Here is a 24,477-nt window from a genome sequence, read left to right on the forward strand (position 1 = left end):
ATGGAAAATAACAAAGACAAAAAAACAGACGATATTTTAGAAAAGTTAGTTCATATCAACAGAATTACAAAAGTTGTAAAAGGTGGAAGAAGATTTGGTTTTTCAGCTCTTGTAGTAGTAGGGAATCAGGCTGGAAAAATTGGAATAGCACACGCGAAAGCAAAACAAGTTCCAGATGCAATTAAAAAAGCTAATGAAATGGCGAGAAGAAAATTAACACATATACCTTTGAGAGAAGGAAGAACAATTCATCATGATGTAAAAGCTAAAGATGGCTCTGGTAGAATAGTTTTAAGAGCAGCATCAAAAGGTACAGGTATTATTGCAGGTGGTCCAGTTAGAGCAGTATGCGAGGTATTGGGTGTAAAAGATATTGTTGCTAAATCAATGGGCACATCAAATGCACACAATGTGATTAGAGCTACTATGAAAGCTTTAATGAAACAAAATTCACCAAAACAAATTTCAGCAATAAGAAATAAAAAAATATCAGAAATTATTGAAAAAAGAGGATAATGATTACATTAAATACAAGACAGAAAATTAATAAACCTAAAATTAGAGTAGGAAGAGGTATTGGTTCTGGAAAAGGTAAGACATCTGGGAGAGGTGTTAAAGGTCAAAAATCTAGATCTGGTGTTGCAATAAAAAGTTTTGAAGGTGGTCAAATGCCTTTATACAGAAGATTACCTAAAAGAGGTTTTAATCCAATTTCAAGAGAAAACATTGCAATTTTAAACTTGGAAAAAATTCAGTCTTATATTGATAAAAAAAATATTAATCCAAATGAAGTGCTTAATTCTTCATCTCTAAAAAAATTAAAATTAATAAACAAAAACTCTACAAAATTAAAAATATTAGGTACTGGAGAGTTAAAAGATAAAATTAATATTGAGGCTGACTTGGCATCAAAATCAGCAATAGAAAAACTAGAAAAAATTGGTGGATCTATTCAATTAAAAAAATAATTTGTTTAAATGAGCGCATCATCTTCAACAAATGATCTAAGAAATAGAATAATTTTTACCATAGCAATCCTTGCGGTATATAGATTTGGTACGTTTGTTCCTTTACCAGGAATTGACCCAGAACAATTAAAAATCATGATGGACGGTAATCAAAAAGGGTTACTTGGTATGTTCAATGTTTTTGCTGGCGGTGCCGTCAGTAGAATGGCAATTTTTGCTCTTGGTATAATGCCATACATATCATCAGCTATTATAGTTCAGTTGTTAACAGGGGTTTCTGATTATTTTAAGAATTTAAAGGCTCAGGGAGAAACTGGCAGAGCAAAGATTACTCAAATTACAAGATATGGAACAGTTTTACTCGCTACAGTTCAAGGTTATGGTTTATCGGTAGGTTTAGAGTCTTCTGCCGATTTAGTAATTAATCCAGGAGCATTTTTTAAAATTACAACAGTAACAACTATTGTTGCTGGTACAATTTTTCTTATGTGGTTAGGAGAACAAATCACTCAAAGAGGAATTGGAAATGGAATTTCTTTAATTATTTTTGCAGGTATCGTTGCTGAAATACCTAGAGCTTTAGTTACAACTTTTGAATTAGGTAGAACAGGTGCCGTATCAACTTTCATGATCTTAGCAATTTTTGTTCTTTTAATATTAACTATTTTATTTGTTGTTTTTATGGAGAGAGCTTTAAGAAAAATTCTTATCAATTATCCTAAAAGACAAATGGGAAACAAAATGTACGGTGGAGAGTCTTCTCATTTGCCACTGAAAATTAATCAAGCAGGAGTAATACCAGCAATTTTTGCTTCTGCTTTATTATTGTTACCAGTTACTTTTTCTAATTTTTCTTTTTCGAACAATGAAACTTTTTTAAATTTAAGTTCTTATTTCACTCAAGGTCAACCTTTGTACATGTTGCTATATGCATCTGGTATAATATTTTTCACATTTTTCTATACTTCAATTACATTTAACCCAACTGAAACTGCAGAAAACTTAAGAAAATATGGTGGCTTTGTACCAGGAATTAGACCTGGTGAGAGTACAGCATTATATATTGAAAATATTTTAACTAAACTTACTACAATAGGTGCTCTATATTTGACACTTGTATGTTTAATGCCAGAATTTTTAATAGCTAATTACCCAATTCCTTTTTATTTGGGTGGTGCATCTATTCTTATTGTTGTTGTTGTAGCCATTGATACTGTAACTCAAATTCAAACAAGATTAATGAGCTCTCAATACGAACAATTAATTAAGAAAACTAAATTTGGAAAGTAAGTGAATATAGTTTTGTTTGGACCGCCTGGTGCTGGTAAAGGTACTCAAGCTAAATATTTAGTAAAGAAATTAAATTCCTTTCAAATTTCAACTGGTGAACTTTTAAGAGAAGAAATATATAAAAATTCAGACATTGGTAAGACAATAACTAATGACATGAAAAATGGTAAATTTGTAAGTGATGAAATTGTAAATAAACTTATTGAAAATTTAGTTTCTGACCCTCAAAAAAAAAACAGATTAATATTTGATGGATACCCTAGATCTTTGAGCCAAGCAAAAAATTTAGATATCTTACTCGAGGCATCAAATCAAAAAATAGATTTAATTTTGTATCTTAAAGTTGATAAAGATACAGTGGTAAAAAGACTAGAAAAAAGAAAAATTATTGAAAATAGATCAGACGATGAAACAAGTACTATTCTAAAACGTTTTGATACATACATGAACACAACAGAGCCAGTGCTTAATTACTACTCAGAGAATCCTAAATTTAAGGAAATTGATGGAAGCTTAGAAATAGACGAAATAACAAGGAAAATAGACACTTTTATAAATTTTTAAGACGTTGACTTTGATTAATCTTCTTATATAAAAGGCACAATTTATCACAAAAATTATGGCTCGTATCGCAGGTATAAACATTCCACAAAATAAACTTGTCCACATTGGACTGACATATATTTATGGAATTGGAGATAAATTCTCACAACAAATTTGTTCTTCTTTAGAAATTCCAAGAGCCAAAAGAGTGAATGAGTTAACTGATGATGAAATTTTAAAAATAAGAGAATACATCGATCAAAATTTTAAAGTCGAAGGAGATCTTAGAAGAGATTATTCTTTAAGTATTAAAAGATTGATAGATCTTGCATGTTATAGAGGAACAAGACATAGAAAAAAATTACCTGTAAGAGGTCAAAGAACAAGATGTAATGCAAGAACAAGAAAAGGAAAAGCAATCGCTATTGCAGGGAAGAAATTAACACCAACTAAAAAATAATAATGGCAAAAACAGAAAAAACTGACAATAAAGATCAGAAGGTAGAAAAATCTTCTAAAAAAAGTGCAAAGAGCTCTTATTCAAAAAAGAAAAAGATAAAAAAGAATATTTTAAATGGAATTGCTTATGTGCAGTCAACATTTAATAACACAATAATTTCAATTGCTGATACAAATGGAAATGTAATATCCTGGGCATCTGCTGGACAGAAAGGATTTAAAGGATCAAGAAAATCTACACCTTATGCAGCTCAAATAGCAGCGGACTCCGCAGCATCAAAAGCATTAGAGTATGGAATGAAAACTTTATCTGTTGAAGTAAAAGGGCCTGGTTCAGGAAGAGAAACAGCATTAAGAGCTTTACAAGCAAGAGGTTTTAAAATTTTGTCAATTAAAGACACAACACCGATGCCTCATAACGGAACTAGACCACCAAAAAAAAGGAGAGTTTAATGGAAGTAGAAAACGTTAATGTTAAAAATTGGAAATCTTTGATTAAACCATCTAAATTAGATGTTCAAATTAGTGATGACTTAACACATGCTAAGATTATAGCTGAGCCTTTAGAAAAAGGTTACGGATTAACTTTAGGAAACTCCTTAAGAAGAATTTTGCTTTCTTCAATCAGAGGAGCTGCAGTTACTTCGATACAAATAGATGGTGTTCTACATGAATTTACATCAATTAAAGGTGTAAGAGAAGATGTAACGGACATAGTATTAAATGTTAAATCACTAGCTTTAAAATGTAATTCTGAAGGTACAAAAAAATTAGTTTTAGACGCAAAAGGTCCGGGTGAAATAAAAGCTTCAGACATTGCTCCTGTGACGGATGTAGAAATATTAAATCCTGAGTTAGTAATTTGTAACTTAGATGAAAACACTACTTTTCACATGGAAATGAATGTAAACACTGGAAAAGGTTATGTTCCAGCTGAGCTAAATAAACCAGAGGAGCCACCACTAGGTTTAATTGCCATTGACTCTCTGTATAGTCCTGTAAAAAAAGTTTCTTATTCTGTTAGCACAGCAAGAGAAGGTAAGGCTCTTGATTATGATAAATTAACAATGGAAGTAGAGACTAACGGTTCAATTTCTGCAGAAGATGCCGTTGCGTATTCTGCTAGGATTTTTCAAGACCAGTTGAAAATGTTTGTTAATTTTGATGAGCCAGTTGAAGCCCCAGTAAAAGAAGTTTCATCTGAACCTGAGTTTAATAAGAATTTATTAAGAAAAGTTGATGAATTAGAGCTATCAGTTAGATCAATGAATTGCTTAAAAAATGACAACATAATTTATATTGGTGATTTGGTTCAAAAATCTGAGGGTGAAATGTTAAGAACACCAAATTTTGGAAGAAAATCTTTAAATGAGATTAAAGAAGTTTTAACTGGAATGTCTCTGTATTTAGGTATGGAAATACCAAACTGGCCACCAGATAACATTGCAGAAATGTCTAAAAAATTAGAGGAAGCAATTTAATGAGACACGGCTTAGCCAACAAAAAGTTAAATAGAACTTCTGAGCATAGAAAAGCTCTGTTAAAGAATATGTTAAATTCTTTAATAAAATATGAACAGATTAAAACTACATTGCCAAAAGCAAAGTTTTTAAGACCTCAAGCTGATAAAATTATTACTTTAGGTAAAAAAGATACATTGCAAACAACTAAGATGCTTGTGTCTCAACTGCAGGATATTAAATCAGCTAATAAAGTAAAAAAAACCCTTTCTAAAAGGTATTCAAATAGAAAAGGTGGCTATACTAGAATTATTAAAGCGGGTTTCAGATATGGTGATAATGCTCCAATGGCAATTATAGAATTTGTAGATAGAGATGTTGAAGCAAAAAGAGTAGATAAGAAGAAAAAAGATACGTCAAAAGAAGCTCCAAAAACAGAAGAAAATAAACAAGCTACAGCTTAAATCCTAAGTCATGAACAAGTCATACATCGTTGATTCAACGTGTAATGATATGCGTATTGATAGATGGATAAGATTAAATATTGGAAAAATACCTCAAGGTTTAATTGAAAAATATCTCAGGATAGGAAAAATTAAAATTAACAAAAAAAAAGTTAAAAGTTCTCATAAAATAAAAAAAGGAGATCAAATAAATATATTTAATATTGAATTTAAAGAAAGGGTAGAACAAAAAAAAATAAAATTTTTACCAACTAAAGAAATAATAAAATCAAACGAAGATCAAATAATTGATGATAACGATAATTTTGTTGTATTAAATAAAGAATCTGGAATATCAGTACAGGGTGGTACAAAATCTAAAAAAAACTTAGTTGATATTTTTGCTAAGAGTGAAATTTTTAAAGGAACAAAACCTTATTCTGTTCATAGATTAGACAAAGATACATCTGGTGTATTTATAATGGCGAAAAATAGAGAGAGCGCACAGTTACTAACGTCATTATTTAGATTAAGAAAAGTACATAAAACTTATCTTGCTATATGCCAAGGAGAAATAAATAAAAACTCAGGTGTTTGGGATGATGACTTAATAAGATACGATGGAGATAAAAAGTTAGTAGAAAAAGCAAAAACTATATTCAAGGTAATAGATAAAAATTCTGAAGCATCTTTATTGGAGTTAAAACCAATAACTGGAAGAAAACATCAGTTACGTAAACAACTTTTTGCAATTGGAAATCCTATATTTGGTGATACAAAATACAAACTGTCTAAGTCAGACAAAGGTATAAATAAAAATCTTATGCTGCACTCGTATCAAATTAAATTTAAAATAAATGATATGAAGTATACTTATTCAGCCTTATTACCAGAATATTTTAAAAAGTTGTTAAAATCAAAAAGACTTAGTTTTTCAAATTTGAAATAAAATTTTCGATAATTTCATTATTTAAGTTAGAATAATCTTGATTTGAAATTTTTTTTAAATTTGTAACACCTTTATTTGAAATTCCACAAGGTACTATTTTTTTATAATTTTCTAAGTTGTTATCAACATTTATTGCAAATCCATGATATGCAATCCACTTACTCACTCTAATACCTATCGCAGCAATTTTTTGAATTTCATTTTTGTCTTTATACCATATTCCAATATTTTCTTTATCAGGAAAGGCTTCAATATTATATTTTTTTAAACTTTGAATAATTGTGTTTTCAATGGTTGTAATAAATTTTCTAATGTCTTTTTTTTCTCTTAGATCAATAACAAAATAACAAATTAATTGACCTGGACCATGATACGTAATTTTTCCACCTCTGTTAGTTTTTAATAGATCAATTGATTTATCAATTATTTCATTTTCTTTATACGATGTACCTGCAGTAAAAATTTCAGGATGCTCTAAAATCCAAATTAATTCTTTTTCTTTATTAGCTGTAATATTTTTTAATCTAGACTCTAATAGATCAATTGCCTCAAAATAATTTACCGGTTTTATTGACTTTTTGATCTCTATATCCATTTAAAATTTGTAATATTTTAATTATGTATTAATAGTGCACAACTAAATTATAGGTACATTTATGTCTTTAATTAAAAAAACTAAAGATAAAAAAGTAAATTTTGAATTCAATAAAGAATATTTGAGAGTTGTTACCTCTAAAATAGCTAACAATGATGCAAAATTTATTAATGACTCATTCAATGAAATGCATCCAGCTGATGCAGCAGACATAATTGAACACTTAAGCATTAGTGATAGAGAAAGTTTAATTAAATTAAATAACTTTAATATTGATGCAGAGGTTTTTGTAGAATTAAATGAGTCTATACAAACTGAAATAATTAAATATTTATCTTCAGATTCAATTGTAACTATTCTTACTAACTTAGAGTCAGATGATGCTATTTCGATTTTAGAAAATGTACCCGAAGAAGACAAGAATACTATATTAAGCTCATTACCACCTAAAGACAGATTTGCTCTGTTAGAAAGCTTAAGCTATCCAGAAGATACTGCTGCTAGACTTATGCAGCGTGAGTTTACAGCTATACCAAGCAACTGGTCTGTAGGTCAAACAATTGACTATTTAAGAGAAAATAAAGATTTACCTGAAGAATTTTTGGAAATTTTTATTGTTAATGAAGAATTTAAACCTATTGGAACAGTTCCATCATCAAGAGTATTAACTTCACCAAGAGACACAAAAATGGCAAGCATCATGTCAGAGTCTCAACTATTAGTGCCTGTTGATATGGATAGAGAAGAGGTGGCGAACTTATTTGAAAATTATAATCTTAATTCCGCAGCTGTTGTAGATAAAAATAATAAATTAGTTGGAATGATTATGAACAATGACGTCCTTACTGTACTTAAAGAAGAAGCAGAAGAAGATGCATTAAGATTATCTGGAGTTGGTGATGAAGAAATAACCGATGGTATTGTAACAAAAACTAAAAGAAGATTTAACTGGCTTTTGTTAAATTTATTTACAGCTTTTCTAGCAACCTGGTGTATTAGTTTGTTTGGAGCTACCATTGAGCAAATGGTTGTGCTTGCTTTTCTCATGCCCATTGTCGCCTCTATGGGAGGAAATGCAGGGATGCAAACATTAGCTGTTACAGTCAGAACAATTGCAACAAATGACTTAACTCAAAATAATTTTTCATCAAATGTTTTTAAAGAATTTTCAATTGGTATATTAAATGGAATTATATTTGCTACCATAAGTGCTTTAATAGTACAAATTTGGTTTGAAGATAGTATTCTTTCACTAATTATTTCAATATCAATGGTACTTACAATGATTATAGCTGGCTTGTTTGGTATTCTTGTTCCTTTTACTTTAAAAAAAATGAAAATTGATCCAGCAATTGCATCAAGTGTTTTTGTTACCACCATTACTGATGTCATAGGTTTTGTCTCATTTTTAGGTGTTGGGGCTTACTTTCTTTAAAAGTTATCAATTAATCTTACATTATCAATGTAATACGCAATAAATAGACGTGATCCACTGATAGTATTGGATATTTTAAGATTTTTAATTGATCTTAATTCTAAGTATTCAATTTTAATTTTTAAAAATTTTTCTAAATATTTCATTTTAGTTCTTAAATTTTGTTTTATCTTTTTATTATTTGCTAAATTTTTTTTTAATTTAATTAAACTTTTACTTAAAAAACTTGCTTTTTTAATTGCATTCAAATCTAAATGATTATTTCTTGAAGATAACGCTATTTTGTTTTCATCTCTTATCGTTTTGCATGGAATAACAGTAGTTTTATATTTATTTTTAAGATATTTTTTTATTAAGAAATATTGTTGATAATCTTTTTTACCCATAAATATTTTTTTTGGATTTATCAAATTATTTAGTCTTTCCATTACATCTAGCACTCCTTCAAAATGGCCTTTTCTGTATTTGGCGCATAAAATTTTATCTTTTTTTGAGATTTTTATGTTAGATTTTTTATCATTATCGTAAATATTTTTGAATTTTGGGATGTATAAGAAATCTACTTTTTTAGTTTTTTTTAAAATTTTTATGTCCTTTTTGATATTTATAGGATAGTTCCTATAATCTTTTCTACTGTTAAATTGTTTTGGATTTACGAAAATACTTACTATCGTTTTTTTGCAAGTTCGATTTGATCTATCTATAAGTGATAAATGACCCTCATGGATACTTCCCATTGTCGGAACGAAGCCAATATCATTAAAAGACCTTAAAGATTTAAATAATACTCTATTATTTAATATAATTTTCATTTGTATTAAAAATCTAGATAAGTAAAACATTTATATGATTAAACAAGCAATTATTCCACTAGCCGGTCAAGGAACCAGACTTTTACCTCTAACAAGTGTTTTTGCTAAAGAACTTCTACCAATAAATGGAAAGCCAGGAATTGAATATATTTTAGATGAGTGTATTGAGGCTGGAATTAAAGAAGTTGTTTTCATCATATCAAATAAAAAAAAGATGATTAAAAATTATTTTTATAGTGATTCTTTTTATAAAAAAATTATTAAAAAGAAAAAAGATCCTCGAATAATTGCTGAATATAAAAAAATATTAAAATATAAAAAATTAATAAAATTTGTATATCAAAATATACCGAAAGGAACAGGCGATGCCGTTTTTAAAACAAAAAAATATATAAAAGATAAATATTTTTTAATGTTATTACCTGATGATTTAATAATAAAAAAAAACTGCTCCAAAGACATGATTAAAGTACATCATCAACATAAATCTTCTGTAATGGCCAGTATGAAAGTTAATTCAAAAACAGTTTCAAGATGGGGCATCTACAGTTTAAACAAAAAAATATCTAAAAATGATTATTTCATTGATGGTGTAGTAGAAAAACCTTCAATTAAAAATGCTCCCTCTAATAAAGCAGTAATTGGACGATACATCCTTCCTAAAACAATATTTAATAAACTATCCAAGCAAAAACCTGGTAATGGTGGTGAAATACACATAACAGATGCTATTCAAACTTTAATTAAAGAAGGTGAAAAATTTATTGCACATAATTTTTCTGGTAAATATTTAGATTGTGGTACGATGCAAGGATTTATTAATTCAAATAAAGAAATAGGAAAAATATGAAACTTTGTATGATAGGTACAGGTTATGTTGGTTTGGTTAGTGGTGTCTGTTTTTCTGATGTAGGTAATACTGTTTACTGTGTAGATAAAGATAAAAAAAAAATAGAAGAATTGAATAAAGGCAATGTTCCTATTTATGAGCCTGGTTTAGAAGAAATATTAAAAAAAAATTATAAACAAAATCGTTTGAAATTTACTACAGATTTAAAAAAAGCCGTTTCAAGTTCTGATATAATTTTTATATGTGTTGGAACTCCAACTAAAAAAAATAGCAATTCAGCTGATTTAAAATATGTTTTTAGTGTTGCAAAAGAATTAAAAAAAATAATTAAAAGTTACAAAATAATAATAACTAAATCTACAGTTCCAGTGACGACTGGTGATAAAATTGAAAATATTTTAAAAAATTTAAAAAAAAAAAAATTAGTTGATATCGTTTCTAATCCTGAGTTTTTAAGAGAAGGTGAGGCCATAAGAGATTTTATTTATCCAGATAGAGTAGTGATTGGAACTGATAGTAAAAAAGCTAATAAGATTTTAAAGACACTTTACATGCCCATAATAAAGAAAAATAGTAGATATTTTAGTACTTCTAGAAGAGGTGCTGAGCTAATAAAATATGCTTCAAATGCTTTTCTAGCTACAAAAATTTCATTTATTAATGAAATTGCAAATCTCTGTGAAAAAGCGGATATAGATGTAAAAGATATTTCATTTGGTATGGGATCTGATGAGCGTATTGGTGATAGATTTTTGAGAGCAGGACCAGCCTATGGAGGATCATGCTTTCCAAAAGATACCAGGGCTTTAATTGATACAGGTAAAAAATTTAATACAGATTTGTCTATTGTTAAAACTGTAGTTTCATCGAATGATAAACGTAGATTTTTATCAATAAAAAGAGTTGAGAAAATTTTAAATAGTAAACTTTTAAATAAAACAATTACTTTTCTTGGAGTAACATTTAAACCAAATACAGATGATATGAGAGAAGCCTCTAGCATACCCATGATTAAGTATTTTAATAAAAAAAATTGTAAAATTAGATACTTTGATCCAACTGGTGAGAAGGAGGAATTCAAAAATTTAAAAAATGTTAAGCATTTTAATAATATAAATACCGCATGCTTGAATAGTGATTTAATAATTTTACATACTGAATGGAATGATTTTAAATTATTAAATTTTAAAAAATTAGTAAAAAAGAAGAATTTTAAAATTTATGACATGAGAAACATGTATTCTCCTTCAAAAATGAAAAAATTAAATATCAATTATTTTGGTATTGGAAGATAGTCTAGTTTAGCTCAAAAATAGCATCAACTTCTACAGAAACTCCTAATGGTAAACTATTAGTACTTACTGCAGCTCTTGTATGCATGCCAGCATCTCCAAATATTGATGCAATTAAATCTGAAGCTCCATTTATTACTTTTGGTTGTTCAGTAAAGTCATTTGTTGAATTAACAAATCCAGTTAATTTGATACATGATTTTATTTTAGATAAATCTCCATTACAAGCACCCTTTGCTTGAGCAACCAAACTTAATCCACATCTTTTTGCAGCCTCATAACCTTGTTCTGTGGTTAAATCTTTTCCAACTTTTCCCTTAATTAATTCTCCATTTTCATTAATCGAAATTTGACCAGAGATAAAAAGTAAATTTCCAGATTTTTTTGTTGCTACATAAGATCCAACAGGAGGCTTCGCCTCTGGAAGTATTATTTTTAATTCTTCTATTTTTTTTTCAAAATTCATTAACTATTCTTTTTTTTTAATCTTATTTTTAACTTTATCTCCAATTTCTACAAGATTTTCTTTCAGTTTTTTGGCTTTTTTAGATGTTCCTTCTTTTAATTCTTGAGTTTTTTTTGAAGTTCCATCCTTTATTTCTTTGGCTTTTTTTGAACTCGCTTTTTTTAACTTTTTTGCATTACATTCTATGTACTCTTTTGATAATTTTTTAAATTCATTACATTTATTTTCTTCTGCAAATGAAAAGGCACTTTTGAAAAAAAAAACTATGAAAATTATAAATAGTTTTCTCATTTTTTCTTTTTATTTTTCCCTTTTTTGTTTTTGTCGTATTCTTTTCTTTTTTCAATTAAGATTAAAGCTTCTTCCATTGTAAGCTCTGTTGGATCTTTTTCTTCAGGAATTGTTGCATTTAAAGATTTATATTTAATATAAGGACCATATTGTCCTTTCATAACTCTAACTGGTTTTTTATCTTCTGGGTGTTCTCCTAAATCCTTAATAATTGAAGAAGACATTCTTCCTGGTTTTGCTTCAGCAATAAGAGTAATTGCTCGATTTAATCCTATAGAGAAAATTTCATCAATATTCTCTATTCTAGCAGATTTGTTTTCACACTTAAGATAAGGACCAAATCTTCCAGTATTTAAAATAATTTCTTTTTGATTATCAGGGTTAACTCCAATTGATTTTGGTAGGGAGCATAAAAACTGAGCTTTTTCTAAATCTATACTTTCTAGCTCTAAACCTTTTGGTATAGAAACATTTTTAATTAATTCATTAACATCTGGTTTAGATTTTTTGGTTTTTTTCTTTTTTTTTGTTTTTGGCTCTTCTATTTCTTCTTCCTTAAGTTTTTCATATTGAAGATAGGGACCAAATCTTCCATTTTTCAAATATATATCATTACCATTCTCATGTTTTCCTAAAAATTTTGGTTCTGCTAACTGCGATTGAGCTGCTGCTTTTGCTTTAGACAAGGGTCTAGTAAATTTACAATCTGGATAATTTGAACATCCTATAAAAGCTCCACCTCTAAAACTATTTTTAAGACTTAGTGAACCCGTATCACATAGTTGGCACTTTCGAACAACGTTTCCATCTTTATCAGTATCAAAAATTAAAGCACCTAAACTTTCATTTAAAAGATCTAAAACTTCTCTAGTTCTTTTCTCTTTAACCTCAGAAACGTTATTATTAAAATCTTTCCAAAACATTTCTAAAACTTTTATCCAGCTTTCTTTACCAGTTGTAATTTCATCTAATTGATCTTCCAAACCTGCAGTAAAGTTATAATCTACATATTTAGAAAATAATTTTTCTAAAAAGGCAGAGATAAGTTTTCCACGATCAGTTGGAAAAAACCTTTTATTTACTATTTCTGCATAACCACGATTAGCTATAGTTGAAATTATACTTGCATAAGTAGAAGGTCTACCGATTCCCAATTCTTCTAATTTTTTTACTAAACTTGCTTCAGAATACCTTGGAGGTGGTTGTGTAAAATGTTGTTCATCCATTAATGCTTCAATATTAACTGGCCCTTTAGACATTTCTGGTAAAATTTCTTCATCATCATCTTTACTTGTATTTGAGTAAACTTTTAAAAAACCATCAAATTTAAGTACAGAGCCACTTGCCTTACATATTGTTTGTTTATCTTCAGATTCTATTGTTATGGTATTTCTATCAAATTGGGCAACTTCCATTTGTGAGGACAAAGCTCTGGACCAAATTAAATTGTATAGTTTTTGTTGATCATTGCTTAAATATTTTTTTAAAGTGTCTGGTGCTCTATTTATATCTGTTGGCCTAATAGCTTCATGAGCTTCTTGTGCGTTCTTAGCTTTTTTACCAGAATAATTATTTGCAGATGCAGGTAAATATTCATTACCATACTCACTTTTAATAAAATTTCTAAAATCATTTACTGCATCAGCTGATAAGTTAGTTCCATCAGTTCTCATATAAGTAATCAATCCAACAGTATCTCCATCAATCTCAACACCTTGATATAATTTTTGTGCAATTTGCATTGTTCTTGAAGCTCCAAAACCTAATCTACTAGATGCAACTTGTTGTAATGTTGAGGTTGTAAATGGACCAGAGGGGTTTCTTTTTACAACTTTTGATGAAATATCTGTTATTTGAAATTTTTTCTCTTTTATTTCTTTGATTGCTTTTTCAATGCTACTCTTGTCTCTAAAAGTAAATTTTTCTACTTTGTTACCATTTAATTGTGAGATGCTTGCAGTAATAGTGTTTTTATTATCATCTCCAAATTTAAGAGTAAGTGTCCAAAATTCCTCAGGATTAAATAATTCTATTTCATGCTCTCTTTCAGTGATTAATTTTAAAGCTACAGACTGAACTCTTCCAGCTGATTTTGACCCAGGTAGTTTAGTCCAAAGTATTGGAGAAATGTTAAAACCAACCAAGTAATCAAGAGCTCTTCTTGCCATGTAGGCATCCACTAATAAAGGTTCGATTTGTCGTGGATTTTCAATACCATGAATTACGGCTTTTTTTGTTATCTCATTAAAAACAACTCTTTCAATTTCTTTATCTTTTAAAAGTTTTTTTTCATCAAGATATTCTTTAACATGCCATGCTATAGCTTCACCTTCACGGTCAGGGTCAGTAGCAAGTATTATTTTAGAGGATTCTTTTGCAACATCAGTTATTTCTTTTAAATATTTTTTTGAAAAACTATCAACTTCCCATTCCATTTTAAAATTATGATCAGGATCAACTGATCCATTTTTAGATGGTAAATCTCTTATATGTCCATAACTTGCCAAAACAGTATAATCATCGCCAAGATATTTGTTTATAGTTTTAGCTTTTGCAGGACTTTCAACTATCACTAGATTCATAATTTAACAAACTACTTAAAAGTGTTTGATAGTCAAATTAATAAATTTTAGTCTTGTTTTCCTCTTTATTTATCAGTCGTTTAATATTTTCTCTATGAGTATAGAAAATTAAAATAAACATTATTCCAAAAAATAATTCATTTTCTATTGAATCAAAAATTAACAAATAAATAGGAACTGAGAATGATCCAATCAGTGATGCTAATGACGAAAATTTAGAAATAAAAAAAGTTACAAGCCAACAAATGCCAAAAACTAACCCAAATATTATGTTTATACTACATAATATACCAACATAAGTTGCTACTCCCTTACCACCTTTAAACCTTAACCAAACTGGAAAAACATGACCTAGAAAAGCACATAAAGCCGATACATAAATTAAATCTGGAAAATTTACTTTTACATATAAAACTGGGATAACAGCTTTAACTATATCAAGTATTAAAGTTGAATAACCAATAAATTTATTACCAGTTCTTAGAGCATTTGTTGCTCCAATGTTACCTGATCCAATTTCTCTAATATCTTTTTTTAAAAATATTTTAGTTAATATCAATCCAAAAGGGATAGAACCCATTAGGTACGAGACAATACCTATTGTCAATAATTCCATTTTTATATCTTAAATAATTCTTTACCTTTTACAAATGTATTGGTTACTTTTCCTTGAAGTTTTTTGTCTTCTATAGAGGTATTTTTAGATTTTGAAATTAAATTTTCTTTTTTTACAATCCAAGGTTTATTTATATCAACTATACAAAAGTCAGCATCATTACCAATTGAAAGATTTCCTTTATTGATATTCAAAATTTTAGCTGGATTAGATGTTAGTGCTTGGATTATTGTTTCAAGTTTTACAGATCCATTATGAAATAGTTCTAGACTTAAAGATAATAAAGTTTCAATACCTGAAGCACCTGTTGCTGCTTGCGAAAATGTCAATCGTTTTGATTCTTCATCCTCAGGTTTATGATCTGAAACAATGACATCAATTGTTTGATCTTTTAATCCTTGGACTAAAGCCAATCTATCTTCTTCTTTTCTTAGTGGCGGAGATAATTTTAAAAATGTTTTAAAATCTCCAATATCATTTTCATTTAAGGAAAGGTTATTTATTGAAACTCCGCAAGAAAATTTAATATCATTTTTCCTTTGTTTAATGATTTCTACTGATTTTCCTGATGATAGTTGAGATATATGATATCGACACTTTGCTTTTTCTAACAATGTTAAATCTCTTTCAATAATTATTCTCTCAGCCACATCTGGTATACTTGATAGCCCAAGTTTTGTAGCGATTATACCTGAATTTATCATACCGTTTTTTGCTAACTCATAATCCTCAGCATGTTGCATTATTAGGCATCCCAAATCCTTTGCTGAATTCATTATTCTTGACATTAGCCTAGTATTTTGAATTGTCTTTACACCATCTGTAAAAGCTACAATCCCTTTATTAGCTAATAATCCAAATTCCGTCATATTTGTTCCCTCTACATTTTGCGTAAGAGATGCGCATGGAAATATATTAATCTTAGATTTATCTCGTCCTCTTCGTTTTAAAAAATCTACTATTGAAACATTATCAATTACGGGATCTGTATTAGGCATTGTTACTACAGATGTTACTCCTCCAGATAGAGCTGCATTACTTAGAGTTCTAAAATTTTCCTTATACTCATACCCAGGTTCTCCAACAAAAACTCTCATATCGACTAAACCAGGGAATATATATTTTCCTTTTAAATCAATTGGTTTTTCTCTGGATGGTAAATTATTTGTATTTACTTTTTTTCCTATTGCTTCAATTTTGCCCTCTTCGCTAATAATTAATCCTCCATTTTCATTAATTGCATTTTGAGGATCAATTATATTTGCGTTGATAAAATATTGTTTTTTCATTTATTCACAAAATATTTTTAAACAGGCCATCCTTACAGCAACTCCAAGTTCAACTTGTTCTTTGATTACACTTTTATTTATATCGTCAGCCAATCTGGTATCTATTTCGATGCCTCTATTCATTGGGCCAGGATGCATTATTAGTGCATCAGGTTTAGCATGATCTAATTTATCAGGTGTTAAACCGTAATATTCATAATACTCTCTATTTGATGACAAATAAGAACTTGTCATTCTCTCATTTTGTAATCTTAGCATCATTACAATGTCACAATCTTTCAATCCTTTTTTCATATCAGTAAAAGTATTAACACCAAACTTTTCAATTTCTTTTGGCATCAAATTTGTTGGGGCAACAATATTTACTTCAGCACCAAGCATAGTTAGTAAATAAATATTTGATCTTGCGACTCTTGAGTGAAGAATATCTCCACATATAGCAATTTTTAATCCTTCAATTTTTTTCTTTCTATTTCTTATTGTTAAAGCATCCAGCAATGCTTGAGTAGGGTGCTCACGCCTTCCATCACCAGCATTTAATACTACACAATTTACTTTCTGAGATAATAAATTGCATGCTCCAGAGTCTTGATGTCTTATTACAATAATGTCAGGATGCATCGCATTTAGAGTCATTGCTGTATCAATTAAAGTTTCACCTTTTTTAATTGCTGAATTATTCATATTCATTGACATCACATCAGCACCAAGTCTTTTTCCAGCTAACTCAAATGAACTTTGTGTTCTTGTTGATGGTTCAAAAAATAGATTAATTTGAGTTTTGCCTCTAAGAACATCAATTTTCTTGTTCTTGCTCTGATTTAATTTAATGAAAGTTTCAGACTCATCTAAAATGTAGTTAATATCACTAACTGATAGATCTTGGATACCTAACAAATGTTTTTGAGAAATTTTAATAGCTTTGATGTTTTTTGCCATTAAAATTAACTCTATAACTATAAAGCCATTGAATGGCAAGGATTAATTATTTAGATAGTCTATGGCTCCCTGAAGAATAAAAGCTGCTGCGTTCTGATCTATATTCTTTTCTCTCTTAGACACATTAACATCTAATTGGCTTGATAAATTAAAAGCCCCAACAGTTGATAGCCTTTCATCCCAAAGGCACACATCAACATCTATCTCTTTATCTATATTTTTAGATACATCATTGACTGACTGTGCTGAAGAGCCTGAAGATCCATCCATATTTAAAGGATAACCAATGATAATTGCCTTGATGTCATTCTCTTGAATAATGTTTTTTAACTCTTCAATTAATTCATTATTTTTTGATTTATGTATAGTTTTATAAGGGGTAGCAATTAATTGCTTTTCGTCACAAATTGATACACCAATTCTTTTTGAGCCCAAATCTAAACCTATCAAACGACATTTTTCTGACTGTTTTTTTTTAAATTCTTCTATTGTGATCATGTTGTATATTTTAAACTATAGTGATAGTTTGCGTCATATTTAAATATCATATGAGCATCGATCTTAAAACCATAAAGCATATATCTAAATTATCAAGAATTTCAGTAGATGAGAAAAAAGCTGAAAAACTTGCTAGTGATTTGAATTCAATTTTTGATTTCATTGAAAAACTCAATGAACTTAAAACTGAAAATGTTGAACCACTTACATCAGTGGCTGAAACGACTTTAAAATTAAGACCTGATGAAGTTAAAAGTAAAAATTTAAGGGAACAAATAATAAAAAATTCTCCAAAAGATAATGAAGATTATTTTGTTGTACCAAAAGTTATAGAATAATGTCTGATATAACCAAGCAAACGCTTTCTGAATTAGTTAATAATATTAAAGAAAAAAAACTTTCTTCTTCAGAAATTACACAAGCTTTTGTTGATAGATCAGAAAAATCAAAAGAATTAAACACTTATATTACTGAAGATTTTAGTAATGCTTTAGATAAAGCTAAAAAATTTGATGACAACCCAAAATTGGATTTAAAATTACCAGGAATACCAATGGCTGTAAAAGATTTATTTTGTACAGCTAATGTAAGAACAACAGCTGGTAGCAAAATATTAAACAATTTTGTACCTACTTATGAGTCTACTGTTACTCAGAATATCTGGAATGAGGGAGCAATTCTTATTGGTAAATTAAATTGCGATGAATTTGCAATGGGATCATCAAATGAAACTAGTTTTTTTGGCAATGTTCAAAATCCGATTGATAAAAATTTAGTTCCAGGTGGTTCATCTGGTGGTTCATCTTCTGCTGTAGCAGCACAATTAACTCCAATTACAATTGGAACTGATACAGGTGGATCTATTAGACAACCGGCGTCATTTACAGGTACAGTGGGTTTAAAACCAACTTATGGTAGTTGTTCTAGATACGGAATAGTTGCTTTTGCATCTTCTCTTGATCAAGCTGGTCCAATGGCTCAAAATGTTAAAGATTGTGCTTTGTTGCAAGAGGTAATTAGCTCATACGATCAAAAAGATTCAACTTCTATTGATTTTAAAAGAAACCTGTACAGCAAAGAATTAACAAAAGATATTAAAGGAAAAAAAATAGGTATACCAAAAGAATATAGAGTTGATGGAATGCCAAAAGAAATTGATGATCTTTGGCAAAAAGGTATTGAATACGCTAAAGATTGTGGTGCAGAAATAATTGATATTTCTCTCCCGCACACAAATTACGCTTTACCAACTTACTATATAGTGGCACCAGCTGAAGCATCTTCTAATCTTGCAAGATATGATGGTGTTAAATATGGCTTTAGAGCTGATGGAGAAAATCTTATTGATATGTATGAAAAAACTAGATCAGAGGGATTTGGAGCCGAAGTTCAAAGAAGGATAATGATAGGCACATATGTTTTATCTTCAGGTTATTACGATGCATATTATTTGAAAGCTCAAAAAGTTAGAAAACTAATTAAAAATGATTTTGATGAAGCATACAAAAAAGTAGATGCAATATTAACCCCATCAACACCAAGTTCTGCTTTTAAAATTGGTGAAAAAACAAATGACCCAGTTTCAATGTACTTAAATGATATTTTTACCGTTCCTGTAAATTTAGCAGGTTTGCCAGGAATTTCTATTCCAGCTGGTCATGACAGCAAAGGTTATCCTTTAGGTTTACAAATTATTGGAAAAGCATTTGATGAACAAAATATCTTAAACATTGCTTATGCAATGGAAGAAAAAATTAATTTTAAAAACAAAATTACTGATTGGTGGATTAAGTGAGTAAAGAAAAGTTAGAATATTTAATTAATAGAAATGACAATCAATACGAAGTTGTTATTGGTTTAGAAGTTCACGCTCAAGTACTTTCCCAATCAAAGTTATTTTCTACATCAGCTACTAAATTTGGTGCTGAACCAAACACACAGGTAAGTTTAGTAGATGCTGCTTTTCCTGGAATGCTTCCAGTGATTAATGAATTTTGTGTTAAGCAAGCAATTAAAACTGGAATAGGATTAAAAGCTAAAATTAACAAAAGATCAGTATTCGATAGAAAAAATTATTTTTATGCTGATTTACCTCAAGGATACCAGATCTCTCAATTTAAGGACCCAATAGTTGGTGAAGGTAAAGTTATTTTGGATATGCCAGATGGTCAAAAAGAGGTTGGTATTGAAAGATTACACTTAGAACAAGATGCGGGTAAAAGTATCCATGATTTAGATCCAAAAAACACCTTTGTTGATTTAAATAGGTCAGGTGTAGCTTTAATGGAAATTGTTAGCAAACCTGATTTAAGATCACCAGAGGAAGTTAATGCTTATATTAAGAAATTAAGATCAATTATGCGATATTTAGGAACTTGTGATGGTAATATGCAGGAAGGATCTTTGAGAGCAGATGTTAATGTTTCTGTAAGAAAAAAAGGAACAAAAGATTTTGGTACTAGATGTGAAATTAAAAACGTTAATTCTATTAAATTCATGCAAATGGCAATTGAATATGAAGCAAATAGACAAGTCGATTTAATTGAAGATGGACAATCTGTTGATCAAGAAACAAGACTTTTTGATACTAAAAAAAATGAAACTAGATCCATGAGATCAAAAGAAGATGCTCATGATTATAGATATTTTCCAGACCCTGATTTATTACCATTAGAAGTTTCTGATGAATTCATAAACCAATTGCAATCAGAAATACCAGAGTTACCCGATGAAAAGAAAAAGAGATTTATAGATCAATTTAAATTAACACCATATGAAGCAAATATCATGGTTTCAGATATAGAAACCTCAAATTATTTTGAAGATGTTGTTAAAAAATCAGACGTTAAATTAGCAACAAACTGGATCATAGGTGAATTATTTGCTGCACTTAATGAAAAAAATTTAGAAATAACCGATAGTCCAATTAGTGCCGGTAATTTATCAAAATTAATTAATTTAATTAAGGATGGAACAATTTCTGGAAAAATTGCAAAAACTGTTTTTGAACAAATGATGGAAGGGGACAAGGATCCTAAAAAAATTGTTGAAGAAAAAGGTTTAAAACAAGAAAGTGATCCAAAAGCTTTAGAGGCTTTAATTGATAAAGTAATTGATAGCAATAGAGATAAAGCTACTGAATATAAATCTGGTAAAGTTAAATTATTTGGCTTCTTTGTTGGACAAGTAATGAAAGTTTCAGGTGGAAAAGCTAACCCTCAGCTAGTAAATGAGATTTTAAAGAAAAAACTTTAGGTTCATGGGCTCAGACCTAAAAATTAGCAACAAAATTCAAGAGTACATTTTAAATAATGGACTAGATCTTCATTCAGTTCAAAAAGAGATTATTTCTTATAATGAGTCTCTTGGAGATATTAAAAGGATGCAAATATCTATCTCACAATCTCAATTTTTACACTTAATAGTAAAAACATCTAATGTTAAAAAAATCCTAGAGATTGGAACTTTTACTGGCTTAAGTGCTTTGTCAATGGCTCTTGCTTTACCAGAAGATGGTAGAATTATTGCTTTAGACAAAAATCAAGAAACTAACGAAATTGCAATAAAATTTTTTGAAAAAGCAAAACAAAGTCAAAAAATTCAAACAATAATTAAACCTGCTTTAGAAAGTTTAAGCGAAATAAAAGAAAATGATTTTGATTTAATATTTATTGATGCTGATAAGAAAAATTATAAAGAATATTATGAAAAATCTTTAACATTATTAAAGAAACATGGCTTAATAATAATTGATAATGTTCTATGGTACGGTCAGGTTGTTGATGACAATTGTGATGACAAAATCACTTTAACTATTAAAGATTTTAACAATTATGTTTCTAAAGATAAAAGAGTTGAAAAAATTATAGTACCATTAGGTGATGGTATGACAGTTTGTAGAAAATTATAATGTTTGAAGTATTTGGATTTTATAAGTTTATTAAAATTTCTTATTTAAAGAAAAATCAGAAAAAACTTCACAATCAATTATTAAATAAAAACATACGTGGAACAATTATTATTTCAAATGAAGGGTTAAATGGAACTATTTCTGGAAAAAATAAAGATATTAAATTGATTAAAGATTATTTACACAAATTATTTAAATTTGAAAAATTTGATAGCATTAATAATTCAAAAAGCACTTTTCAGCCGTTTCACAAACCAAAAGTAAAAATTAAAAAAGAAGTGGTTCCAATGAACTTAAGTTTGAAAAAGAGAATTAAAAAAAAAGATAGTCATGTTAACCCTCAAAAGTGGAACTCATTGATTAAAGACAAAAAAACAGTCTTAATTGATGCTAGAAAACCTTTTGAGTATAAAGTTGGAACTTTTAAAGGTTCAATTAATCCAGAGGTGGATAATTTTCGAGATTTTCCAAAATATCTTAAAAAATTAAAAAAAAATCAACCTATTGCTATGTTTTGTACTGGAGGCATTAGGTGTGAAAAAGCTTCAGTCTTTTTGGAAAATAAAGGCTACAATAATGTCTACCAACTAAAGGGTGGTATTTTAAACTATTTGAAAAAGACAGACCCAAAAAAAAGTTTATGGAAAGGTGAGTGCTTCGTCTTTGATAACAGAATTAGTTTAAAGCATGGTTTGAAAATAGGTTCTTACTCAATGTGTAGTGGTTGTAGAAAACCTATTTCTCCAAAAGATAAAAAATCTAAAAAATATGAAGAAGGGGTTTCTTGTCCAAATTGTCACGATAATTTATCAAATGATCAAAAATCGAGATTTAGAATGAGACAAAAACAAATTAACCTTGCCAAAAAAACTGGAAAAAGTCATATCTTTCAAAAAGAATATTAAAATATTTTTAGTTTAAAGAAATGAATTTATTAAAAGATGACGTCTCTCAACTTATAAAAAAACTTGCAATACCAGCAAGTGTTGGAACATTATTTCAAACATTATACACGTTAGTTGATACTTTTTATGCTGGGAAAATTTCACCTGAAGCTTTATCTGCATTAAGTAAATCCTTTCCAATCTACTTTCTAATTATTGCCACGTCTATTGGTGTCACTGTTGCTGGGACCTCATTAATTGGTAGTAGTATTGGGGAAAAAAATGAAAAAAATGTATTAGGTTATTTTACAAATATCATTCTTTATTCAGTATTAATTTCAATAATTGTATCAATAATTGGATTTAGTTTTTCTGAAAAATTATTTTTAACCATGAATTCATCAAGAGAGGTAATTACTCTTGGCCTTGAGTATACTAATGTAATATTTTATGGAACTATTCTCTTTATTCTGGTTGTTGCTTTAAACTCATTTCTTCATGCTGAGGGAGATACAGTTACATATAGAAATGCTCTTGTATTATCTTTTTTTTTAAACATTTTATTAAATCCAATATTTATATTTGGATTTTTATTTATCCCAGCTTTTGGTGTTGCAGGCATAGGTTATGCAACTTTGATTGCCCAATTTCTTTCTCTAATAATCGTTTTAATTAAATTATTAAAAAATGCACGTATTAAAGAGATCACTATTCAAAATTTTAAGATTAAATTTTTCTACATTAAAAATATTTTTTTCCAATCAATGCCAATTACAATAGCTATTCTTGGCTACTCAATTGCTGCAACAATCGTATTTACTTATGTTGCATTTACAGGAGAATATGCTGTAGCTGGTTATGGAGCAGCAACAAGGATAGAGCAGGTTGTCTTACTGCCTGTATTGGGGATAAATACAGCAATTATATCAATTATTGCACAGAATATAGGTGCGAAATATTATGATAGAGTAAAGCAATCTTATTTTACATCAGTAAAATACGGCTTGATTATAATGTTAGCGTCTGGAGTATTGGTGTTTGTAACTGCAGATTTAATGCCAAAATTTTTCTCATCTAACACGGAAGTTATTGAATATGGGTCAATGTATTTAAAAATTTCTGCATTTATCTTACCAGCATACCCAATTTTTTTTCTATCAAATGGTTTCTTTATGGCTTTAAAAAAATCTGAGAAAGCAATGATTAACAATATATTAAGGAACGTTTTGGTTCCATTTTTATCTTATTATATAGCACGTTCTATTGATGCAGACTTTAAAACTTTCTTTTATATCTGGGCAATATTGCAATGGTTAATATCAATCTTACTATTCTTTTATGTTAAATATTATATTAACAATAAATTAACTACCGGTTAATGTTTTATACAAAAAAGAAATTAATAATTTTGATAATTATTTCATCTATATTTTTTATACTTACATATAACGACGTAAGATCTGAAAATATAAATAAAATCTCAGGTTTTGCTAAAGTTGTTGATGGAGATACAATTAAGATCAATTCAAGAAAAATTAGATTATACGGTATTGATGCACCTGAAAAAAAACAAAAATGTAAAAAAACTTATTTAACAATATCTTTTGTATCTTTTACTAAAGATTATATGTGTGGAGAAGTATCTACTCAAAAGTTAATTAAAAAGATTAATAAACAAAAATTAAATTGTGATATTTTAGGTGTTGATAGGTATAAAAGGTTAATAGGCGAGTGTTTTAAAAGAAATATAAATTTAAATTCTTGGATGGTTTCAAATGGTTATGCAGTAGCATATAGAAAGTATTCTAAAAAATATGTATCTGATGAAATTAATGCAAAAAATAATAAATTAGGTATTTGGCAAGGTAAATTTGAAATGCCGTGGGATTATCGGCGTAAAAATTAA

General features: G+C 28.6%; 28 protein-coding genes. 19 read left to right on the top strand and 9 right to left on the bottom strand.

All coding sequences use genetic code 11. From position 1 onward, the window contains the following. From rpsE to ACTTBM_RS02390, 9 genes are read left to right on the top strand one after another with little or no spacing between them, the layout of a single operon-like run. Positions 1-516 carry a 30S ribosomal protein S5 gene (gene rpsE / locus ACTTBM_RS02350; RefSeq protein ID WP_075506793.1) on the top strand — a complete coding sequence of 172 codons (516 nt, stop codon included), beginning with the start codon at positions 1-3 and terminating at the stop codon, positions 514-516. Continuing rightward, entirely contained in the window at positions 516-968 is a 453-nt protein-coding gene (gene rplO, locus ACTTBM_RS02355) for a 50S ribosomal protein L15 (protein WP_075506792.1), read from the top strand. Before rpsE ends, rplO begins: the two co-directional genes overlap by 1 nt. Positions 969-977: 9 nt before the next feature. Beyond that, complete coding sequence (secY, locus tag ACTTBM_RS02360) at positions 978-2,258, top strand: preprotein translocase subunit SecY (protein WP_075506791.1); 1,281 nt, start codon at positions 978-980, stop codon at positions 2,256-2,258. After that, positions 2,259-2,822 (top strand): adenylate kinase, encoded by a 564-nt coding sequence (locus tag ACTTBM_RS02365; protein ID WP_440634551.1) that lies wholly within the window; start codon positions 2,259-2,261, stop codon positions 2,820-2,822. It abuts the gene before it with no gap. 55 nt (positions 2,823-2,877) lie between these two features. After that, entirely contained in the window at positions 2,878-3,261 is a 384-nt protein-coding gene (gene rpsM, locus ACTTBM_RS02370) for a 30S ribosomal protein S13 (RefSeq protein ID WP_075506789.1), read from the top strand. 2 nt (positions 3,262-3,263) lie between these two features. Continuing rightward, positions 3,264-3,713, top strand: coding sequence for a 30S ribosomal protein S11 (gene rpsK, locus ACTTBM_RS02375; protein WP_075506788.1), 450 nt, complete (start codon positions 3,264-3,266; stop codon positions 3,711-3,713). Continuing rightward, a complete protein-coding gene (locus tag ACTTBM_RS02380) occupies positions 3,713-4,741 on the top strand; it encodes a DNA-directed RNA polymerase subunit alpha (protein WP_075506787.1) in 1,029 nt (342 codons plus the stop codon). Before rpsK ends, ACTTBM_RS02380 begins: the two co-directional genes overlap by 1 nt. Beyond that, a complete protein-coding gene (rplQ, locus tag ACTTBM_RS02385; protein ID WP_262589113.1) occupies positions 4,741-5,184 on the top strand; it encodes a 50S ribosomal protein L17 in 444 nt (147 codons plus the stop codon). The genes ACTTBM_RS02380 and rplQ overlap by 1 nt, the downstream gene beginning before the upstream one ends. A 10-nt stretch (positions 5,185-5,194) precedes the next feature. Beyond that, entirely contained in the window at positions 5,195-6,112 is a 918-nt protein-coding gene (locus tag ACTTBM_RS02390; RefSeq protein ID WP_440634552.1) for an RluA family pseudouridine synthase, read from the top strand. Here the strand turns inward: ACTTBM_RS02390 and lipB are convergent. Further along, on the bottom strand, positions 6,090-6,707 hold the full coding sequence (gene lipB / locus ACTTBM_RS02395; RefSeq protein WP_440634553.1) for a lipoyl(octanoyl) transferase LipB: 618 nt from the start codon (positions 6,705-6,707) through the stop codon (positions 6,090-6,092). The genes ACTTBM_RS02390 and lipB overlap by 23 nt on opposite strands. Before the next feature lie 61 nt (positions 6,708-6,768). Here lipB and mgtE point away from each other — a divergent pair, with 61 nt between their 5' ends. Further along, positions 6,769-8,142, top strand: a complete 1,374-nt coding sequence (gene mgtE, locus ACTTBM_RS02400; RefSeq protein WP_440634554.1) for a magnesium transporter — start codon at positions 6,769-6,771, stop codon at positions 8,140-8,142. On the opposite strand, the gene ACTTBM_RS02405 is transcribed toward mgtE, so the two are convergent. After that, positions 8,139-8,954, bottom strand: a complete 816-nt coding sequence (locus ACTTBM_RS02405) for a pantoate--beta-alanine ligase (RefSeq protein ID WP_440634556.1) — start codon at positions 8,952-8,954, stop codon at positions 8,139-8,141. The two genes, mgtE and ACTTBM_RS02405, sit on opposite strands and share 4 nt — an antisense overlap. 34 nt (positions 8,955-8,988) lie before the next feature. On the opposite strand from ACTTBM_RS02405, the gene ACTTBM_RS02410 reads away from it, so the two are divergent. Together ACTTBM_RS02410 and ACTTBM_RS02415 are read left to right on the top strand one after the other, a co-directional pair. Then, positions 8,989-9,804: a sugar phosphate nucleotidyltransferase gene (locus ACTTBM_RS02410; RefSeq protein ID WP_440634557.1), complete on the top strand. Its 816-nt coding sequence runs from the start codon at positions 8,989-8,991 to the stop codon at positions 9,802-9,804. Then, positions 9,801-11,099 (top strand): UDP-glucose dehydrogenase family protein, encoded by a 1,299-nt coding sequence (locus ACTTBM_RS02415; protein WP_440634559.1) that lies wholly within the window; start codon positions 9,801-9,803, stop codon positions 11,097-11,099. The genes ACTTBM_RS02410 and ACTTBM_RS02415 overlap by 4 nt, the downstream gene beginning before the upstream one ends. A 1-nt stretch (position 11,100) precedes the next feature. Here the strand turns inward: ACTTBM_RS02415 and ACTTBM_RS02420 are convergent, their stop codons facing one another. The 7 genes from ACTTBM_RS02420 to ruvX are packed head-to-tail and all read right to left on the bottom strand — an operon-like array spanning position 11,101 to position 17,777. Then, entirely contained in the window at positions 11,101-11,562 is a 462-nt protein-coding gene (locus tag ACTTBM_RS02420; RefSeq protein WP_440634560.1) for a RidA family protein, read from the bottom strand. 3 nt (positions 11,563-11,565) lie between these two features. Continuing rightward, positions 11,566-11,853: a hypothetical protein gene (locus ACTTBM_RS02425; protein WP_440634561.1), complete on the bottom strand. Its 288-nt coding sequence runs from the start codon at positions 11,851-11,853 to the stop codon at positions 11,566-11,568. Further along, the gene (gene topA / locus ACTTBM_RS02430; RefSeq protein ID WP_440634562.1) at positions 11,850-14,435 is read right to left on the bottom strand and encodes a type I DNA topoisomerase; all 2,586 of its coding nucleotides are present in this window, start codon (positions 14,433-14,435) and stop codon (positions 11,850-11,852) included. Before topA ends, ACTTBM_RS02425 begins: the two co-directional genes overlap by 4 nt. A 37-nt stretch (positions 14,436-14,472) precedes the next feature. Beyond that, on the bottom strand, positions 14,473-15,051 hold the full coding sequence (gene plsY / locus ACTTBM_RS02435; protein ID WP_440634563.1) for a glycerol-3-phosphate 1-O-acyltransferase PlsY: 579 nt from the start codon (positions 15,049-15,051) through the stop codon (positions 14,473-14,475). A 2-nt stretch (positions 15,052-15,053) separates the two neighbouring features. Next, the gene (gene pyrC / locus ACTTBM_RS02440; protein ID WP_440634564.1) at positions 15,054-16,340 is read right to left on the bottom strand and encodes a dihydroorotase; all 1,287 of its coding nucleotides are present in this window, start codon (positions 16,338-16,340) and stop codon (positions 15,054-15,056) included. Beyond that, positions 16,341-17,279 (bottom strand): aspartate carbamoyltransferase catalytic subunit, encoded by a 939-nt coding sequence (locus tag ACTTBM_RS02445; protein ID WP_262589128.1) that lies wholly within the window; start codon positions 17,277-17,279, stop codon positions 16,341-16,343. 42 nt (positions 17,280-17,321) lie between these two features. Continuing rightward, positions 17,322-17,777: a Holliday junction resolvase RuvX gene (gene ruvX / locus ACTTBM_RS02450; RefSeq protein WP_440634565.1), complete on the bottom strand. Its 456-nt coding sequence runs from the start codon at positions 17,775-17,777 to the stop codon at positions 17,322-17,324. Positions 17,778-17,827: 50 nt separating this feature from the next. Here ruvX and gatC point away from each other — a divergent pair, with 50 nt between their 5' ends. Genes gatC through ACTTBM_RS02485 form a run of 7 tightly spaced genes read left to right on the top strand, consistent with a single transcriptional unit; the run spans position 17,828 to position 24,477 of the window. After that, positions 17,828-18,115: an Asp-tRNA(Asn)/Glu-tRNA(Gln) amidotransferase subunit GatC gene (gene gatC / locus ACTTBM_RS02455; protein WP_075506772.1), complete on the top strand. Its 288-nt coding sequence runs from the start codon at positions 17,828-17,830 to the stop codon at positions 18,113-18,115. Next, positions 18,115-19,572 carry an Asp-tRNA(Asn)/Glu-tRNA(Gln) amidotransferase subunit GatA gene (gene gatA / locus ACTTBM_RS02460; RefSeq protein WP_440634566.1) on the top strand — a complete coding sequence of 486 codons (1,458 nt, stop codon included), beginning with the start codon at positions 18,115-18,117 and terminating at the stop codon, positions 19,570-19,572. The genes gatC and gatA overlap by 1 nt, the downstream gene beginning before the upstream one ends. Further along, entirely contained in the window at positions 19,569-21,032 is a 1,464-nt protein-coding gene (gene gatB / locus ACTTBM_RS02465; protein ID WP_440634567.1) for an Asp-tRNA(Asn)/Glu-tRNA(Gln) amidotransferase subunit GatB, read from the top strand. The genes gatA and gatB overlap by 4 nt, the downstream gene beginning before the upstream one ends. A 4-nt stretch (positions 21,033-21,036) precedes the next feature. Continuing rightward, complete coding sequence (locus ACTTBM_RS02470) at positions 21,037-21,687, top strand: O-methyltransferase (protein WP_440634568.1); 651 nt, start codon at positions 21,037-21,039, stop codon at positions 21,685-21,687. Further along, on the top strand, positions 21,687-22,592 hold the full coding sequence (gene trhO / locus ACTTBM_RS02475; RefSeq protein WP_440634569.1) for an oxygen-dependent tRNA uridine(34) hydroxylase TrhO: 906 nt from the start codon (positions 21,687-21,689) through the stop codon (positions 22,590-22,592). The genes ACTTBM_RS02470 and trhO overlap by 1 nt, the downstream gene beginning before the upstream one ends. A 20-nt stretch (positions 22,593-22,612) precedes the next feature. Then, on the top strand, positions 22,613-23,950 hold the full coding sequence (locus ACTTBM_RS02480) for an MATE family efflux transporter (RefSeq protein WP_440634570.1): 1,338 nt from the start codon (positions 22,613-22,615) through the stop codon (positions 23,948-23,950). Beyond that, positions 23,950-24,477 (top strand): thermonuclease family protein, encoded by a 528-nt coding sequence (locus ACTTBM_RS02485; protein WP_440634571.1) that lies wholly within the window; start codon positions 23,950-23,952, stop codon positions 24,475-24,477. Before ACTTBM_RS02480 ends, ACTTBM_RS02485 begins: the two co-directional genes overlap by 1 nt.

It is taken from the genome of Candidatus Pelagibacter sp. HIMB1746, from assembly GCF_052047555.1.
Lineage (GTDB): Bacteria > Pseudomonadota > Alphaproteobacteria > Pelagibacterales > Pelagibacteraceae > Pelagibacter.